Annotated in this window: 14 protein-coding genes; 8 read left to right on the top strand and 6 right to left on the bottom strand. The window is 52.2% G+C overall.

The window, feature by feature from the left end; translation table 11 throughout:
- Positions 1 to 50: 50 nt before the first annotated feature.
- From lpdA to pdhR, 4 genes are all read right to left on the bottom strand, one after another.
- Positions 51 to 1475, bottom strand: coding sequence for a dihydrolipoyl dehydrogenase (lpdA, locus tag H4F65_RS18885; protein ID WP_010681493.1), 1425 nt, complete (start codon positions 1473 to 1475; stop codon positions 51 to 53).
- A 214-nt stretch (positions 1476 to 1689) separates the two neighbouring features.
- On the bottom strand, positions 1690 to 3579 hold the full coding sequence (aceF, locus tag H4F65_RS18890; RefSeq protein ID WP_010681494.1) for a pyruvate dehydrogenase complex dihydrolipoyllysine-residue acetyltransferase: 1890 nt from the start codon (positions 3577 to 3579) through the stop codon (positions 1690 to 1692).
- 14 nt (positions 3580 to 3593) lie between these two features.
- Positions 3594 to 6257 (bottom strand): pyruvate dehydrogenase (acetyl-transferring), homodimeric type, encoded by a 2664-nt coding sequence (gene aceE / locus H4F65_RS18895; RefSeq protein WP_010681495.1) that lies wholly within the window; start codon positions 6255 to 6257, stop codon positions 3594 to 3596.
- Positions 6258 to 6398: 141 nt separating this feature from the next.
- Positions 6399 to 7163, bottom strand: a complete 765-nt coding sequence (gene pdhR, locus H4F65_RS18900) for a pyruvate dehydrogenase complex transcriptional repressor PdhR (protein ID WP_010306328.1) — start codon at positions 7161 to 7163, stop codon at positions 6399 to 6401.
- A 682-nt stretch (positions 7164 to 7845) separates the two neighbouring features.
- On the opposite strand from pdhR, the gene H4F65_RS18905 reads away from it, so the two are divergent.
- The 3 genes from H4F65_RS18905 to H4F65_RS18915 all read left to right on the top strand — a co-directional run bounded on the left by H4F65_RS18905 (position 7846) and on the right by H4F65_RS18915 (position 11761).
- A complete protein-coding gene (locus H4F65_RS18905) occupies positions 7846 to 9204 on the top strand; it encodes an amino acid permease (RefSeq protein WP_010681496.1) in 1359 nt (452 codons plus the stop codon).
- Positions 9205 to 9393: 189 nt separating this feature from the next.
- The gene (locus H4F65_RS18910; protein WP_010681497.1) at positions 9394 to 10827 is read left to right on the top strand and encodes a glycoside-pentoside-hexuronide (GPH):cation symporter; all 1434 of its coding nucleotides are present in this window, start codon (positions 9394 to 9396) and stop codon (positions 10825 to 10827) included.
- On the top strand, positions 10805 to 11761 hold the full coding sequence (locus H4F65_RS18915) for a glycoside hydrolase family 43 protein (protein WP_052051603.1): 957 nt from the start codon (positions 10805 to 10807) through the stop codon (positions 11759 to 11761). The genes H4F65_RS18910 and H4F65_RS18915 overlap by 23 nt, the downstream gene beginning before the upstream one ends.
- 36 nt (positions 11762 to 11797) lie before the next feature.
- Here the strand turns inward: H4F65_RS18915 and ampE are convergent, their stop codons facing one another.
- Entirely contained in the window at positions 11798 to 12652 is an 855-nt protein-coding gene (gene ampE / locus H4F65_RS18920) for a beta-lactamase regulator AmpE (protein ID WP_010681499.1), read from the bottom strand.
- Entirely contained in the window at positions 12652 to 13224 is a 573-nt protein-coding gene (gene ampD / locus H4F65_RS18925) for a 1,6-anhydro-N-acetylmuramyl-L-alanine amidase AmpD (RefSeq protein WP_039319144.1), read from the bottom strand. Before ampD ends, ampE begins: the two co-directional genes overlap by 1 nt.
- 456 nt (positions 13225 to 13680) lie before the next feature.
- On the opposite strand from ampD, the gene H4F65_RS18930 reads away from it, so the two are divergent.
- The 5 genes from H4F65_RS18930 to hofC all read left to right on the top strand — a co-directional run bounded on the left by H4F65_RS18930 (position 13681) and on the right by hofC (position 19051).
- Positions 13681 to 14541, top strand: a complete 861-nt coding sequence (locus tag H4F65_RS18930; RefSeq protein ID WP_010681501.1) for a nucleoside-specific channel-forming protein Tsx — start codon at positions 13681 to 13683, stop codon at positions 14539 to 14541.
- A gap of 144 nt (positions 14542 to 14685) precedes the next feature.
- The gene (gene nadC / locus H4F65_RS18935; protein WP_010681502.1) at positions 14686 to 15576 is read left to right on the top strand and encodes a carboxylating nicotinate-nucleotide diphosphorylase; all 891 of its coding nucleotides are present in this window, start codon (positions 14686 to 14688) and stop codon (positions 15574 to 15576) included.
- Between the two features lie 327 nt (positions 15577 to 15903).
- Positions 15904 to 16350, top strand: a complete 447-nt coding sequence (ppdD, locus tag H4F65_RS18940; RefSeq protein ID WP_010681503.1) for a prepilin peptidase-dependent pilin — start codon at positions 15904 to 15906, stop codon at positions 16348 to 16350.
- Between the two features lie 2 nt (positions 16351 to 16352).
- Entirely contained in the window at positions 16353 to 17849 is a 1497-nt protein-coding gene (gene gspE / locus H4F65_RS18945; RefSeq protein ID WP_010681504.1) for a type II secretion system protein GspE, read from the top strand.
- On the top strand, positions 17846 to 19051 hold the full coding sequence (gene hofC / locus H4F65_RS18950) for a protein transport protein HofC (RefSeq protein ID WP_010681505.1): 1206 nt from the start codon (positions 17846 to 17848) through the stop codon (positions 19049 to 19051). Before gspE ends, hofC begins: the two co-directional genes overlap by 4 nt.
- Positions 19052 to 19113 lie beyond the last annotated feature (62 nt).

Raw genomic sequence — 19113 nt, forward strand, 5'->3', positions numbered from 1 at the left:
ACCTATAAAAGGTGCCGGATTGAATTCACGCTAGTCGAACCTAAGCGAACTTACTTCTTTTTCGCTTTCGGGTTCGGCAGGTCAGTGATGCTGCCTTCAAAGATTTCAGCCGCCAGACCAACGGACTCATGCAGCGTTGGGTGCGCATGGATGGTCAGTGCGATATCTTCTGCATCACAGCCCATCTCGATCGCCAGACCGATTTCACCTAACAGTTCACCACCGTTAGTACCGACAATCGCACCACCGATAACACGGTGAGTTTCTTTGTCGAAAATCAGTTTGGTCATACCGTCAGCACAGTCAGACGCGATAGCACGGCCAGACGCTGCCCATGGGAAGGTCGCGGTTTCGTAGCTGATGCCTTTCTCTTTCGCTTCTTTCTCAGTCAGGCCTACCCAGGCCACTTCCGGTTCGGTATAGGCGATAGAAGGAATCACTTTCGGATCGAAGTAGTGTTTCTTGCCGGAGATCACTTCGGCAGCAACGTGGCCTTCATGCACGCCTTTGTGCGCCAGCATCGGCTGACCGACGATGTCGCCGATAGCGTAGATGTGCGGCACGTTGGTGCGCATTTGCTTATCAACGTGGATGAAACCGCGATCGTCAACTTCAACGCCCGCTTTGCCAGCATCCAGGTTTTTGCCGTTCGGTACACGACCGATAGCAACCAGAACCGCATCGTAACGCTGTGGCTCGGCTGGCGCTTTTTTGCCTTCCATCGTCACATAGATGCCATCTTCTTTGGCTTCTACTGCCGTCACTTTGGTTTCCAGCATCAGGTTGAACTGCTTGCTGATACGCTTGGTGAAGACCTTAACGACATCTTTGTCTGCAGCCGGGATAACCTGATCGAACATTTCAACAACGTCGATCTGTGAACCCAGAGCATGGTAAACGGTACCCATTTCCAGACCGATGATACCGCCGCCCATAACCAGCAGACGTCCTGGGACATTTTTCAGCTCCAGCGCATCGGTAGAATCCCATACGCGCGGGTCATCATGAGGAATGAAAGGCAGTTGAATTGGACGTGAACCCGCCGCGATAATCGCGTTATCGAAGTTGATCGTCGTTTTGCCGTTTTCGCCGTCAACTTCCAGCGTGTTGGCACCGGTGAATTTACCCAGACCGTTAACCACTGTAACTTTACGGCCTTTCGCCATGCCAGCCAGACCACCGGTCAGTTGGGTGATGACTTTTTCTTTCCACAGACGGATTTTATCAATGTCGGTTTTAGGTTCACCGAACACGATACCGTGTTCTGCCAGTGCTTTGGCTTCTTCAATAACTTTAGCAACGTGCAGCAGGGCTTTGGAAGGGATACAACCCACATTCAGACACACCCCACCCAGCGTGGAGTAGCGCTCTACCAGTACGGTTTCCAGACCCAAATCCGCCGCGCGGAATGCAGCAGAGTAACCCGCGGGGCCGGCACCAAGTACCACTACCTGAGCTTTAATTTCAGTACTCATCATGACCTCTTAATTGATTTCCGGCGGGTCTGTGACGTCATTGTTATTGAGTCTTAACGCCCTCTTCCACCGGGACGTGTCTTTGCCGCAGTAGTTTACAAAATCGTTAACAATTTTGAAACAACAAGCGACTAACGATTTGTCCTTGATCACTGACCGCTGTAACAAATTACAGCTTATCAGAAAAAAGCCGGCCGTCAGGCCGGCTTTTCGATTACATCACCAGACGGCGGATGTCAGACAACATGTTGTTAATGATGGTAATGAAGCGAGCACCATCAGCACCGTCAATGACACGGTGGTCGAAGGACAGAGACATCGGCATCATCAGACGCGGAGTGAACTCTTTACCATTCCAGACCGGTTCCATCGCGGACTTAGACACACCAAGAATAGCGACTTCCGGCGCGTTGACGATCGGCGCAAAGTGCGTAGTCCCGATGCCGCCCAGGCTGGAGATCGTGAAGCATCCGCCCTGCATTTCGCCAGCAGTCAGCTTGCCATCGCGGGCTTTCTTGGAGATCGCCATCAGTTCGCGAGACAGCTCAGTGATGCTCTTCTTGTTCACGTCTTTGAACACTGGAACCACCAGACCATTCGGCGTATCAACTGCAACACCGATGTTGATGTATTTCTTCAGCGTCAGACGTTGCGCGTCTTCAGACAGTGAACTGTTGAAGCGTGGCATCTGCTCAAGCGCAGCGGCAACGGCTTTCATGATGAAGACAACTGGGGTGAATTTCACATCCAGTTTGCGCTTCTCAGCTTCGGCGTTCTGCTGTTTACGGAACGCTTCCAGATCGGTGATGTCGGTTTTGTCGAAGTGCGTAACGTGCGGGATCATCACCCAGTTACGGCTCAGGTTAGCACCAGAGATTTTCTGGATACGACCCAGTTCCACTTCTTCCACTTCACCAAACTTGCTGAAGTCGACTTTCGGCCATGGCAGCATGCCTGGCAGACCGCCGCCAGCGGCAGCAGCTGGCGCAGACTCAGCGCGTTTCACCGCATCTTTCACGTAAGCCTGAACGTCTTCGCGCAGGATACGGCCTTTACGACCAGAACCCTTCACTTTCGCCAGATTCACGCCGAATTCACGTGCCAGACGACGGATAACCGGCGTTGCGTGAACGTAAGCATCATTCTCAGCGAATTCGCTCTTGCTTTCCGCTTTTGCAGCTGGTGCTGGCGCAGCAGATTTTGCCGCCGGAGCCGGTGCAGCCGCCGCTTCTTGCTTGGCCGCTGGAGCCGCCGCAGGTGCAGCGCCTTCCACTTCGAAGACCATGATCAGTGAACCGGTTTTCACTTTGTCGCCGGTGCTGATTTTGATTTCTTTAACCGTACCCGCGAACGGCGCAGGGACTTCCATTGAAGCCTTATCGCCTTCAACGGTGATCAGTGATTGCTCAGCCGCGATTTTATCGCCAACTTTAACCATCACTTCAGTCACTTCGACTTCGTCACCGCCGATATCCGGTACGTTAACTTCTTTCGCCGCAGAGGCAGCTGGCGCAGCAGCAGGTGCTGCTTCAGCTTTCTCTGCTGAGGCGGCAGGTGCTGCACCCGCCACTTCGAATACCATGATCAGAGAACCGGTAGAGACTTTATCGCCGGTGCTGATTTTGATCTCTTTAACCGTACCTGCGAAAGGTGCCGGAACTTCCATAGACGCTTTGTCGCCTTCTACGGTGATCAGAGACTGTTCAGCAGCAACGGTGTCGCCCACTTTAACCAGCACTTCAGTCACTTCGACTTCGTCACCGCCGATATCCGGTACGTTGACGTCTTTCGCTGCCGATGCCGCTGGGGCAGCAGCCGGAGCCGCCTCTTTCTTCTCTTCTGCCTTGGCAGGTGCAGCGTCAGCTGCACCGTCGGCGGAATCGAAAATCATGATCAGTTTGCCAGTTTCAACTTTGTCACCGACAGAGACTTTAATCTCTTTCACGACACCAGCCTGCGGAGAAGGGACTTCCATAGAAGCCTTATCACCTTCAACCGTGATCAGCGATTGTTCAGCTTCAACTTTGTCGCCAACCTTCACCAGCACTTCGGTGACTTCAACTTCATCTGCACCGATATCCGGTACGTTGATTTCGATAGCCATGTAATCTTTACCTCTTATGCCAGACGCGGGTTAACTTTATCTGCATCGATGTTGAATTTAGTGATGGCATCAGCAACCACTTTCTTATCGATTTCACCGCGTTTAGCCAGTTCACCCAGAGCCGCAACAACAACGTAAGACGCATCCACTTCGAAGTGGTGACGCAGGTTCTCACGGCTGTCAGAACGACCGAAACCGTCAGTACCCAGTACGCGGTAATCGCTAGCTGGGATGAAGTTACGGATTTGCTCAGCAAACAGCTTCATGTAGTCAGTAGATGCAACCGCTGGCGCATCGCTCAGTACCTGAGCCACGTAAGGTACGCGTGGCGTTTCGGTTGGATGCAGCATGTTCCAACGCTCACAATCCTGGCCTTCACGTGCCAGTTCAGTGAAGGACGTCACGCTGAATACGTCAGAACCAATGCCGTAGTCTGTCGCCAGAATCTGAGCCGCTTCACGTACGTGACGCAGGATAGAACCTGAACCCAGCAGTTGCACTTTACCTTTGCTACCTTCAACCGTTTCCAGCTTGTAGATACCCTTACGGATACCTTCTTCCGCACCCTGCGGCATCGCAGGCATGTGGTAGTTTTCGTTCAGCGTGGTGATGTAGTAGTAAATGTTTTCCTGTGCTTCACCGTACATGCGATGCAGACCGTCATGCATGATGACCGCAACTTCGTAGGCAAATGCCGGATCGTAGGAAATACAGTTCGGAATAGTCAGAGACTGAATGTGGCTGTGACCATCTTCATGCTGCAGACCTTCACCGTTCAGCGTCGTACGACCGGAAGTACCACCGATCAGGAAGCCACGAGCCTGTTGGTCACCCGCTGCCCAGCACAGGTCGCCGATACGTTGGAAACCGAACATGGAGTAGTAGATGTAGAACGGAATCATCGGCAGGTTGTTGGTGCTGTAAGACGTTGCCGCCGCCAGCCAGGAAGAACCAGCGCCCAGCTCGTTGATACCTTCCTGCAGAATCTGACCTTTCTGGTCTTCTTTGTAGTAAGCAACCTGCTCACGGTCCTGCGGCGTGTACTGCTGGCCTTTCGGGCTATAAATACCGATCTGGCGGAACAGACCTTCCATACCGAAGGTGCGCGCTTCGTCAGCGATGATCGGAACCAGACGATCTTTGATAGATTGGTTCTTCAGCATCACATTCAGGACACGTACAAACGCGATAGTGGTAGAGATTTCTTTGTTCTGTTCTTCCAGCAGGGTGCTGAAATCTTCCAGCGTTGGCAGTTCCAGTTTCTCATCAAAGTTCGGTTGACGAGACGGCAGGTAGCCACCCAGCGCCTGACGACGCTCATGCAAGTATTTGTACTCTTCAGACTCTTTATCGAAAGTGATATACGGCAGGCTTTCGATGTTTTCATCGCTAACTGGCACGTTGAAGCGGTCGCGGAAGTAACGCACGCCATCCATGTTAACTTTCTTAACCTGGTGAGCGATGTTCTTACCTTCAGCCGCGTCGCCCATACCATAACCTTTAATGGTATGTGCCAGAATAACGGTTGGTTTGCCTTTGGTGTCCTGCGCTTTTTTCAGTGCAGCGTAGACTTTCTTCGGATCGTGACCACCACGGTTCAGTGACCAAATTTGATCGTCGCTCCAGTCTTTAACCAGTTCTGCCGTCTCCGGGTATTTACCGAAGAAGTGCTCACGCACATAGGCACCGTTTTTGGATTTGAAGGTCTGGTAGTCACCGTCAACGGTTTCTTCCATCAGTTGGATCAGTTTACCGCTGGTGTCTTTACGCAGCAGTTCGTCCCAACGGTCGCCCCACATGACTTTAATCACATCCCAGCCAGCGCCGCTGAAGATACCTTCCAGCTCGTTGATGATCTTACCATTACCGGTAACCGGACCATCCAGACGTTGCAGGTTACAGTTGATGACGAATACCAGGTTGTCCAGTTTTTCACGGGTCGCGATAGTGATCGCACCTTTGGATTCTGGTTCGTCCATTTCACCGTCGCCCAGGAAGGCATAAACGGTTTGCTTAGAAGTATCTTTCAGACCACGGTTTTCCAGATACTTCAGGAATTTAGCCTGGTAGATAGCACCAATTGGGCCCAGACCCATAGAGACGGTCGGGAACTGCCAGAAGTCTGGCATCAGTTTAGGGTGCGGATAAGAAGACAGACCGTTACCGTGAACTTCCTGACGGAAATTGTTCATCTGATCTTCTGTCAGGCGGCCTTCAAGGAAGGCACGAGCGTAAACGCCCGGAGAAATGTGGCCCTGGAAGTAGACCAGGTCGCCGCCGTCCTGCGCAGTGCGAGCACGGAAGAAGTGGTTAAAGCACACTTCATAGAAAGTGGCGGAAGACTGGAAAGAAGCCATGTGGCCGCCCAGATCCAGATCCTTTTTAGAAGCACGCAGCACTGTCATGATCGCGTTCCAGCGGATTGCTGAGCGAATACGACGTTCCAGATCCAGATTACCAGGGTATTCCGGCTCGTCTTCCACTGCGATGGTGTTGATGTATTGACGTGCAGCTGTACCAGCAGCAACGCTGACACCGCCTTTACGTGCTTCACTCAGAACCTGATCAATCAGGAACTGGGCGCGTTCAACACCCTCTTCACGGATGACCGATTCGATCGCCTGCAGCCAGTCGCGGGTTTCGATCGGATCCACGTCATTATTTAAACGATCTGACATGGTTATTCCTTATCTTCTCTAATCAGTTAGTTTATGGAGCCTGTCTTCCTGCACTCTGACTCAGGTTTCGTCCTAAGCAAAACGCATGAAGACAGGCTCATCGTCGTCATTACCGCATTCAGAGCCCCAAATTACGGATGCTCAATCCCTGCGTTGCTGGAGCCGACGCAGCGATCTCTCGCGCCGACTATGTTCCCGGTTAAGATCCAGCAATACTTCCTCAATAAACGCCAGATGACGGTGTGATGCTTCGCGCGCCTTTTCCGGCTCACGGGCAACAATCGCCTCAAAAATGCTGGCGCGATGAATGCTAACCTGAGCCAACACTTCACGGCTCAAATAAAGCAATTCAAAATTCTGCCTCACGTTCTGTTCGAGCATCGGCCCCATACAGCGCACCAAATGCAGCAACACCACATTATGCGTGGCTTCTGTTACAGCAACCTGATACTGCATAACGGCTTCTGACTCGGCGTCCAGATCGCCCGCTTCCCTCGCCTTCTCAATCACGGCATGACAATCCCGGATACGCTGCAGATCCGACTCTGTGCCACGCAACGCAGCATAGTAGGCAGCAATGCCTTCCAGCGCATGACGCGTTTCCAGAAGATCGAACTGTGATTCGGGATGTGTGCTCAGTAATTCTGCCAGCGGATCGCTGACGCTTTGCCATAGATTGGCTTGGACGAAGGTACCACCACCCTGACGGCGCAAAAGGAGACCTTTGGCTTCCAGGCGTTGAATGGCTTCTCTCAGAGAAGGGCGGGAAACATCGAACTGTTTAGCCAGTTCGCGCTCCGGTGGGAGCTTCTCGCCGGGGCGCAAGGTTCCCTCAAGGATCAGAAACTCCAGCTGCTGTTCAATCACATCTGACAGTTTGGGCTGACGGATCTTGCTGTATGCCATAGTGAATTCTTCTCTGCGAATGGCGCGGAGTCAATTGGTAATACCAATTTCAAAAACGTGACGCTAAAGTAACAAAGTATTCACCTTCTGTCCATAAGGACCTTGAGCTAAATCACCAATCCCACCAGATTTTAACAAATGCACGAGAAACATGCGGCAAAGTGATAGCCCGCCTGTGGTATTACCATTAATCCCCTCTGTCTATATTTTAACTTTTTTGAAACGTAAAGCAGGCATTGCTGAACCGTTTAAATAGGAAAATAGTGAATTTAAATGCAATAAATCAGATTTTTTATTCTCAGAAGGGAAGCGTAGCTACCCGCAGCTTCACAACGAGGTAAACACTATTTTACAGCAGGGATAAAGAGATAATAAAAGGGAGTAAAACTAAAGGAGTAGGCCCCCTCTTCTACCCTGAAAAATCCTCTCTCGATTTTCTCGTCATCAGGCTCTTAATCAGAGAAAGGTAAAATTTTTGATGTGGCAATAGTTTTTAATTATCAAACGATAAGAAATCAGTGCAATCTTGTGCACTTACCACTATTCTCTGCCAAACGGTAGCCGTTTTCTTATTTTAAGAAATTCCATCCCGTAAAAATAAAATTACACAAACGTATAGTCACTAATACGCGTGTTCGTTCACACCGTGTTTTTTACTTGCACTGGCAGAGGGTTAAATTTGATGGATAATCAACAAACGGACGGCACGCTAAAGCGTGGTTTGAAAAACCGTCATATTCAGTTGATTGCCTTGGGTGGCGCAGTAGGTACTGGCCTCTTTCTTGGTATTGCTCAGACAATCAAGATGGCCGGGCCATCGGTCCTGTTAGGCTATGCGATTGGCGGTCTGATCGCGTTTCTCATTATGCGCCAGCTGGGCGAGATGGTGGTTGAAGAGCCGGTAGCCGGATCGTTCAGCCACTTTGCTTATAAATACTGGGGCGATTTCGCGGGCTTCGCATCGGGTTGGAACTACTGGGTGCTGTATGTGCTGGTCGCCATGGCCGAGCTCAGCGCCGTGGGGATTTACGTCCAGTACTGGTGGCCAGATATTCCGACCTGGGTGTCCGCCGCCGTCTTCTTCCTGCTGATTAACGCCATCAATCTGGCGAACGTCAAAGTCTACGGTGAGATGGAATTCTGGTTTGCCATCATCAAAGTCGTCGCGATTATTGGCATGATCGTCTTCGGTGGCTGGCTGCTGCTCAGCGGTACGGGCGGGCCGGAAGCGACCGTAACCAACTTGTGGGCGCAGGGCGGGTTCTTCCCGAACGGCGTGCTCGGTCTGGTGATGGCGATGGCCGTAATCATGTTCTCATTTGGCGGGCTGGAACTGGTGGGGATTACCGCGGCAGAAGCGGATGACCCAGAGAAAAGTATTCCACGCGCGACCAATCAGGTTATCTACCGCATCCTGATTTTCTACATCGGTTCACTCGCTATCCTGCTGTCACTGTACCCGTGGGGCAAGGTTGTGGAAGGCGGTAGTCCGTTCGTCATGATCTTCCATGAACTGAACAGCAACGTCGTAGCGACAGTGCTGAACATCGTGGTACTGACCGCGGCACTGTCCGTTTACAACAGCTGCGTATATTGCAACAGCCGCATGCTGTTCGGTCTGGCGAAACAGGGTAACGGACCGAAAGTCCTGAAAACTGTCGATGCTCGTGGCGTTCCGGTTGTTGCTATCGGTATCTCCGCGCTGGCGACGGCGCTGTGCGTCCTGATCAACTACCTCATTCCGGGTAAAGCGTTTGAGCTGCTGATGGCGCTAGTCGTGTCGGCTCTTGTGATTAACTGGGCGATGATCAGTCTGGCGCACCTGAAGTTCCGTGCGCAAAAGGACAAAGAAGGTACGGTGACCAAGTTTAAAGCGCTGCTTTATCCGCTGGGTAACTATATCTGTCTGCTGTTCCTGGCCGGCATACTGGTCATCATGTTCCTGACGCCAGGCATTCAGATTTCCGTCATGCTGATTCCGGTCTGGCTGGTTATTCTGGCCGTGGGCTACTTCATCAAAAAGAAAAATCAGGCGGCGTAAGCCTAAGCCTCAGCGCTCACCACATCCTTTTCCATGGCCGACTCTGTCGGCCATTTTCATATTTGCCATGTCCATCACATTTTGCCCCGCACGACCCGTTTGTCCATTTTTGCAACCGATTTCATACGCTCTTTTATCCCTATCGAGAGGAATAATCGTGTTTACACGTTAAGCACAGGAGTCGTATTCATGAAGAACAACGCACTGTCCGTTAAAGAAAAGATCGGCTACGGAATGGGTGACGCAGGATGCAACATGATTGGCGGAGCCATCATGCTATTTCTGAGCTACTTCTACACAGATATCTATGGCCTCTCGCCTGCTTTAGTCGGCACCCTGCTACTTTCCATTCGCGTCATCGATGCCGTCACGGATCCGATTATGGGCGCGATCGCCGATCGCACCCAAAGCCGCTGGGGTCGCTTTCGGCCTTATCTGCTTTGGGTCTGCGTGCCCTACGTGCTGTTCAGCGTCCTCATGTTTACCACGCCGGATTGGAGCTACAACGGCAAGGTCATCTACGCGTTCGTCACCTATTTTCTGATGTCGCTGACGTACACCGCCATCAACATCCCCTACTGCTCACTGGGTGGCGTGATAACCGCCGATCCGCATGAGCGAGTCTCCTGCCAGTCATACCGCTTCATCATGGTCGGTATCGCCACGCTCATCCTCTCTTCGACGCTGCTGCCTATGGCTGAGTGGTTCGGCGGTGAGGACAAAGCGCGTGGTTACCAAATGTCGATGGGCGTGATGGCGATCATTGCCCTATTCATGTTTCTATTTTGCTTTGCTACCGTTCAGGAGCGAATTAAACCCGCCATCCCCACCAACGATGCGCTGAAAGCGGACCTGCGAGACGTCTGGAAAAACGACCAATGGCCGCGCATTCTGCTGTTAACCCTGTGCAACGTCTGTCCTGGATTTATCCGCATGGCGGCCACGATGTACTACGTTACGTGGGTGATGGGAAAGTCCGCCTCATTCGCCAGCCTGTTTATCAGCCTCGGCGTGGTCGGCATGATGTTCGGCAGCGCATTGGCGAAACCCCTGACCGACCGTTTCTGTAAACTGAAAGTGTTTTTCTGGGTCAACATCGCGCTAGCGATCTTCTCCAGCGCCTTCTATTTCTTCAACCCTCACCTAACCAGCTTTATTCTGGTGATGTACTTCCTGCTGAACGTCCTGCACCAGATTCCGTCCCCGCTCCACTGGTCGCTGATGGCCGATGTGGATGACTATGGCGAGTGGAAAACCGGCAAGCGAATCACCGGGATCAGCTTCTCAGGCAATCTGTTCTTCCTGAAGGTCGGGCTAGCGATTGCGGGGGCGATGGTCGGCTTCCTGCTGTCCTACTATGGTTATGATGCCAATGCTACACAGCAAAATGCAGAAGCCATGAACGGTATCATTATGTTGTTCACTCTTATTCCCGGCGTAGGCTATTTGATTACCGCGGGCGTTGTGCGTTTGCTGAAGGTCGATCGCCAACTCATGCAGCAAATACAAGTCGATCTGGAAAAACGCCGTAATAACTATCGGGAACTGAGCGAAAGCCGCGACAGTCAATCACTCAACGTAAAAAGAGGAGGAAAGAATGATGAACCCACATCAATGGCCTAACCCACTGATTGAACAACGGGCTGACCCTTTCATTCTTCGCCACACGGACGGACAATATTATTTTATTGCCTCAGTACCTGAATACAATCGGCTCGAAATTCGCCGGGCCAGTTCGCTGGAGGCGCTTGCCCACGCGACCCCGGTGACAATCTGGCGCAAGCATGAACGCGGCTCTTTAAGTGCGCTGATTTGGGCACCGGAACTGCACGTGATTCATGGCAAGTGGTATGTCTATTTCGCCGCTGCGCCGTCGGAAGACATCAAAGACGGCTTATTCCAGCACCGTATGTTTGCGCTGGAATGTGCAGACAGCGACCCGCTAAAAGGCAACTGGGTAGAAAGAGGCCGGATTTATACGCAATTCGATACCTTTTCGCTGGATGCCACCCACTTTGAACATAAAGGCAAACGCTACTATCTGTGGGCACAAAAAGATCCCGCTATTCCTGGTAATTCGAATCTGTATCTGGCGGAAATGGAAAATCCGTGGACGCTGAAAGGCACGCCGGTCATGTTGAGCAAGCCGGAACTACCGTGGGAAGTGATCGGTTTTAAAGTCAACGAAGGTCCCGCTGTCATTAAACACGGCGAACGTCTCTTCATTACCTATTCCGCCAGCGCCACCGATGAAAATTACTGTATCGGCTTACTATGGGCGAACGCAGACAGCGATCTGTTGAACCCGACAAGCTGGCATAAATCGCAGCAGCCGGTCTTTACCACCAGCCGAGCAAATCGGCAGTTTGGGCCAGGCCATAATAGCTTTACGCAAACAGAAACGGGCGAAGACGTTCTGGTTTACCATGCCCGCAACTACACGGAGATCGAAGGCGACCCGCTGTATGACCCCAATCGCCATACGCGGATCAAAACCTTCACCTGGGATCGTGACGGAATGCCCGTGTTCGGCGAACCACCCGCTGACAGGCAATAAGCGAGAAACGGGTGCGCTGGGACGCCCAACGGGAAATTAAACCAGCGCACCGTATATCGTCAGGAGCGCGACGACGACCACTAATACCAGCGTCACCTTTTTCGCCAGCGTCACAGCGGCTTTGGGCGTTTCCACAGGCTCAACGTGGGATTCACGCGCGAGAGAAAATTGGGCCAGTTGAGTCAACACCCAATACTGTGAACTGCGAGAATCCCCCAGCGAGGCGAACCAGGCAGGCAGTGCTTTCTCGCCGTGCCCCAGCAATGCGTAAGCGGCGCCCGCCAAACGTGCAGGGATCCAATCAAGCCAATGCAGTAAACTATCGACGCCAGACTGCGCGCGCTCCAGCGGGGTGTGGTGGCGGGCAAGCCAGGTCTGTCTGGCGCGTAAAAATGCATACCCCGTCAGCGCAATCGGCCCGTAGGGTCCGGCAGCGATAAACCAGAACAGCGGCGCTAAATAAAACCGGAAATTTATCCACAGCAGCGCATTTTGCAGCTCTTTAAGTTGCTCTTCTTCTCCCGTGCCAACGGGCAGACCGTGAATCAGCGCCAGTTCAGCCGCCATTTCTCGGCTGGCATCCGCCTCGCCGCGCTGCGCCGCCTGCAAATAGCGCCGATAGTGCTGACGGATTTCACCCGCACCAATGCACATCAGACTGATGACAATCCACAGCAAAAGAGAAATCAGGCCGAACAGAATGCCGCTCGTGAGCCATAGCAAGCCCGCTACGATGCTCATGCTGCAGAGCGTCAGGAACAGCGTTTGCAATAAAGACGGAGACGGCACATGCCGGAATACGACCTCAAGCCGATGATCGATCTGCCAGTGCTCGCCCTGTTTGAACAAGCGTTCCCATGCCAGCGTAAGCAACAGTGTAAACAGCGTCATTAATCCAGACTCCCTTTGTTCTCTGTCCCGCTTTCTTGTAGCAGACGATGATAACCGTCCCAGTCAAATGCCGGTCCGGGATCGGTTTTACGGCCCGGCGCGATGTCGCTGTGTCCGGTGATTCGCGATAGCGTAATAGGATAGGCTCGCATTAACAGGCGTGTAATCGCAACCAGCGAGTGATACTGCTGCACGGTAAAAGGCAGCGTATCCGTTCCTTCCAGCTCAATACCAATAGAAAAATCATTACAGCGTTCCCGGCCTTCAAACACCGAAACACCGGCATGCCAGGCACGCTGATCGAAAGGCACATACTGGGTGATTTGCCCATCGCGGCGAATCAGGCAGTGTGCCGCGACGCGTAAATGTGAAATATCGGCGAAATAAGGATGCGCAGTAGGATCCAACGTCGCCGTAAACAGTTGATCAATATACGGGCCGCCAAACTCACCGGGCGGCAGACTAATATTGTGGATCACCAGTAGGGAAGGCACCTCATCATTCGGGCGACCATCATAATGCGGTGAAGGCGTGTGTGTAATGTCGGATAACCAGCCATTTTCCAAAAGCATCGGCGATAACCTCGCATCGTATCGTTTGCCGGCTGAATCAGGCGAAAAATCAATTTCAGGAGTAAAAACAATGTCAGATATAAAAATAATGTCAGGTGTAAAACCCATTGTAGCCAAAAGGTCCTTGTATCCAAGATACCATGTTTCACGCCATGCTATCTATTCAACTGGATATCAATAGGTTTTACCGTTTTTTTCGTGATATTCCCGTCGCTTTCCTGCCTGAACGCAATCCCGATAATTTTTTAGTAAGGTGAAATTCCTAACACCATTATGTGATTAAAATCACATTACAAATGTAATGGCATAGCAAAAGGCAATCGTTTTCGTGCATTGCGTCTATTTTTACTTAAAATGCATGACAAAATTATCTTCTGCTTTTTTTAGATATTACCAAAACTTATTTTGCGATCTTACGTACGACGTCAATAACGTCTCACACCTATGGTACTTAACATGAAAAAAACTTTCGCCGCAGGCGCTTTGCTCGCGCTGTCATGCTCAATGCCTGCTCTTGCCGACAGCAATAAAGCCGAATACCTGTCCGACTGGTGGCACCAGAGCATTAACGTCGTCGGGAGCGCCCACACGCGTTTCGGGCCGCAACTGAACAGCACGACTTACCTGGAATACGAAGCCTTTGCGCGCAAAGACTGGTTCGATTTCTACGGCTACGCCGATGCGCCTAAGTTTTTTGGTGGCGATCCCGACAGCCGTGGCATTTGGGACAAAGGCTCTCCGCTGTTTGTCGAGATCGAACCACGCTTCTCCATTGATAAACTGACGGGAGCCGATCTGAGCTTTGGTCCGTTTAAAGAGTGGTACATCGCTAATAACGTTATTTACGATCAGGGTCGCAACAGCGGTTCACGCCAGAGCACCTGGTACATGGGCTTAGGTACCGATATTGATACCGGCACCGACCTGTCTCTCTCACTGAACGGCTATGCCAAATACCAATGGCAGAACTACGGCGCCGCTAACGAAAACGAGTGGGATGGCTACCGTGTAAAAGTGAAATACTCTTACCCACTGGGTTCGATGTTGGGCGGCAACGTCTCGTATATCAGCTTCACCAATTTCGATTTTGGCTCAGAACTGCGTGATAAATCGAACTCAAGCCGCACCAACAATTCCATTGCATCCAGCCATATTCTGGCGCTGGGCTATGACCACTGGCACTACTCTTTCGTCGCGCGTTATTTCCACAACGGCGGCCAATGGGCTGATGGCGCAGAACTCAATTTCGGCAAAGGCCCGTTTGAAGTGAAATCTACCGGCTGGGGCTACTACCTGGTCGTCGGTTACAACTTCTAAAATCGCCTCCGCTTTCCGGCGACCACGGATGTTCGCCGGAAAGTTAATAACAGTAACAGGTTGAATTGTAATAACTATTCATTCTGGATGTCCTGATATAAACAAGGTAGCATAGACCTCCGAATCCCCCTTCGGAGTTTTGTCATGTCAACGCGTCGCTACAGTCAGGAACAACGCCAACAAGCCCTGCTCGCTCGTATTGCACAAGATATCCCCGCCAGCGTGCAACTGGCCTTGCGTGAAGATTTAGGTGGCATCGTCGATGCTAATCAAGACATTACCGCACTTCTGCTCCCCGACAACGAGACCGTCAGCGCACGCATTATCACGCGTGAAGCAGGTATATTCTGCGGCACGCGCTGGCTTGAGGAAGTCTTTTCTCAATTAGGCAATACAACAACGATCGTCTGGCACGTTGCCGATGGCGACGCTATCACGCCCAACCAAACGCTGTGCGACATCACAGGCCCAGCCAAACAGCTCCTGACAGGTGAACGCACTGCGCTGAATTTCCTGCAAACGCTGTCCGGCGTCGCCACTGAAGTCAGCCGCTATGTTGCCGTGTTACAGGGAACGCGTACTCGACTGCTGGATACACGCAAGACGCTGCCTGGGCTGAGAACCGCGCTGAAATACGCCGTATCATGCGGTGGCGGAGACAACCACCGACTCGGCCTATCCGATGCTTTCCTGATCAAGGAAAACCATATCATCGCCGCGGGTTCAATCAAAAATGCGGTAGAAAAAGCACAGTCTCTGCGTAGCGATGTTCCGGTAGAGGTTGAAGTCGAATCACTGGACGAATTACAGCAAGCGCTGGAAGCAGGTGCCGATATCATCATGCTGGATAATTTTAGTCTGGATAACATCCGGGAAGCCGTTAACACGACACAGGGCCGAGCACTGCTGGAGATATCCGGTAATGTCACCCTCGACACGCTGCGTGGCTACGCCGAAACGGGCGTGGACTATATCTCCGTGGGAGCGTTAACCAAGCACGTACAGGCACTGGATTTATCCATGCGCTTCATCTAACCGCTCTTCTATTTCTATCGGTGAGGTGCTATTTCGCACCTCGTTCTCCTCTCGACATCTCATCCTCTCGCACACCACCGTAACAACACAAACGACAAATCCCGCGCGGACTTCCTGTCCCGACAGCGTGAAAAATTGCGTCTCTGCTCGCAAAAAATTTTCAATCCTCTGCAAGTCCACTCAAAACATGTCGTAGCGCTTTCCTGTTTCGCATTTCCCTGCTCGTCAGCCTTCGCTCCCTTTTCTATGCTGCCGCCATCCGTATGGATTTATGTACCGCAACATTTATGCGCCACAAAATTTATATGCAACAACAGGGAAATCAACATGGCAACACAACAAGGATTTACGCTGATTGAGCTGATGATCGTTATTGCGATCGTCGCCATCCTCAGTGCTATTGGCGTACCGGCTTATCAGGGCTATCTGCAAAAAGCAGCGCTAACGGACATGCTGCAGACGATGGTGTCTTATAAAACACCGGTTGATCTCTGTGGTCTGGAAAATGCCGCGTTTACGGCCTGCAATGCAGGTAATCAGGGAATTCCGGGTAGCAGATCCTCACGCTATGTCAGCGCCGTTAGCGTCGCTCAAGGCGTGATTACGCTAACGGGCCAATCCACTCTGCAAGGGCTGCAAGTTATTCTGACGCCAACGTGGGATAGAGAAACCGGCGCTTCACGTTGGACGAAAAGCTGCGCCACGGATGACAGTACAGAGAGCCTGCAATCCGCCTGTCAGGACGTTTTCCGTTTCGATAATACGGCAGGCTAATCATGACAGACTCCTCCTTCTCCTCCGAGCATACGCTCAGCGAATTACAGACGCTGTGCCGACGTTATCAGGCATTGTTGCTCAGTCTCGATGAACAAACGCTATCGGTCGCCGTCACGGCCTCCCCTTCTGCGGAGATGATTGCCGCGCTGCGTTTCGCCAGCAATCGCCGCATTATGGTGGAACAGTGGCCACAGGCCAGAATGGAACAGCAGCTTAACCCGGTGAACGCCGTTGCCGAGCCCGCAGAAACCTACCATGCCAGCACTTATGCCAACACTCATAACAATATTCATAACAACAGCACAGGGCAGCAGGATCATGACGACGACTCCCCTGTTGCACAATTTATCCATCAAACACTACGTCTCGCGGTTCAGCGTCGCGCTTCTGATATCCACTTTGAGCCATTACTGGACGGCTATCGCGTCCGACTACGCATTGACGGCGTGCTACAAGCCATATCCGCACCGCCGCCCGAACTGACAAACCGTATTACCGCACGGTTGAAAATCATGAGTAAGTTGAACATCGCTGAACGGCGACTGCCGCAGGACGGCCAATTCAGCCTTACGCTGGATCAACAAGCCTATTCATTACGTATCGCTACGCTGCCCGTACAACAAGGCGAAAAAATCGTACTGCGTATTCTGCAAACGCACCAGCAGGAGCTGGCACTGGATAAACTCGGGCTCACCGCAAAGGCGTTACAGCAGGTGATTAGCGTGCTGAGCGCCTCACAGGGAATGCTGTTAGTCACAGGCCCAACGGGCAGTGGAAAAACCGTCACGCTTTACAGCGCGATACGCTGGCTAAACGAGTGCAGCCGCAATATCTGTAGCGTGGAAGATCCGGTCGAAATTCCCTTGCAGGGCATCAACCAAACGGCAGTCAATCCCAAAGCCGAACTGGGCTTTGGCCGAATTTTACGAGCGCTGCTGCGACAGGATCCAGACGTCATTATGATCGGTGAAATCCGTGACGCTGAAACCGCAGAAATTGCGGTAAAAGCCGCACAAACCGGCCATCTGGTCATGTCCACACTGCATACCAATTCTGCCGTAGAAACGTTAACTCGCCTCAGTCATCTGGGCATCCCCGGTTACCTGTTAGCGGCGGCGCTAAAACTCATCATTGCCCAACGCCTTGTACGCCGGTTATGCCCACACTGTAAAACCCCAGAAGAACCGCTACTTTCACTACCAAACGACGTATGGCAAGGGCCACTGCAACATTGGCAAGCCCGCGGCTGTAGCCACTGTTTTTCTGGCTACTATGGTCGCGTCGCGCTCTATGAATTGTTGCCTATCACGCCAGATTTTCAGGCAGCGCTAGCGGGCAACACCAGCACAGTGGAATTATCTGCACTCTCTCGCCATTCCGGTTTTCCAACCTTGCTGGCCGCGGGGCTTGAGTTGGTCAACGACGGCCTGACCTCACTGGCTGAAGTCTACCGTGTGGTGGGCGATGAGCGGTCAATGAATCAGGAGGCGAAATGAGACTACAGCGCTTATATCACTGGCAGGGCATCACGTCCGAGGGCGAATTTATCGATGGAGAACTCATTAGCACACATCGCCAGCACGCCTATGCCAGCCTGATTGCACAGGGCTACCAGCCGCTTCTCGTAAAAGCCGGCCATTACCTGTCGCTACGCTACTGGAAACGTGAACAGCTAGGCGAGTCAATCAAACAGCTTGCGGCCCTGCTACAAGCCGGATTGCCACTGCTAGAAGCATTAAAACTGGTGTCGGAACAGCACGATCGCCCCGGCTGGCGCTGCGTATTACGGGATGTTCGTACCCACGTTGCTCAGGGAAGCTCGCTGTCTGAGGCACTACAGGAATATCCTCACATCTTTCCCGTTCTGTATCGCTCCCTCATTGCCGTCGGCGAGCTAACCGGCAAGCTGGACGCATGCTGCCTACAGCTCGCCCAGCAGCAAGAAAAACAGTCCAGGCTGCAACAGAAAGTCATCAAAGCGTTACGTTACCCCTGCTTTGTTTTAGCAATCGCCATGCTGGTCAGCATGATGATGTTAACGCTGGTTCTGCCCGAGTTTGCGACGCTCTATTCCTCGTTCGATACGCCGTTGCCGTGGTTTACCCGTCAGTTGCTTTATCTGGCAGAAATCATATCTGACTACGGACTGATTGGGTTGCTGATGCTTAGCTGCCTGATGGTGGGGTACGCCCGCTTGAGGCAGAAACGGCCATTGTGGAAGACCCGAGAGCAAGAATGGCTGCTGAAGCTTCCTATCGTATCCAGCCTGTTACGCGGTAAATCGCTGAACCAGATATTCCATATTCTGGCTATGACGCAACATGCTGGCTTAACGCTCCCAGAAGGGCTGGATGCCGCTGCGACGATCCGTCACCCACTTTATCAGGCTGCAATTCAACAGATACAGGCGCAGCTGCATCAGGGGATATCGCTATACCATGCCACACAGCATCACGCCGTACTGTTCCCCGTGCCCTGTCCGCAACTGATCCGCGTGGGAGAAGAAACCGGTGCGTTGGATGCGATCTTTACGCAACTGGCAGAATGGCATGAGGGTCGCGTACAACAGCAGGCAGACATGCTGACACAAACGCTGGAACCGTTGCTGATGATGGTCGTCGGGGGAATGGTCGGGGCGCTGGTGATTGGCATGTATTTGCCTATCTTCCAGTTGGGGAATGTATTGGCCGGTGCCTGAACCGACCAATACAACATACAAACCAATGCAACATACAAACAGCGACAAACTACGCCGTATGC

Origin of the sequence: Pectobacterium brasiliense, assembly GCF_016950255.1 — a bacterium.
GTDB lineage: Bacteria > Pseudomonadota > Gammaproteobacteria > Enterobacterales > Enterobacteriaceae > Pectobacterium > Pectobacterium brasiliense.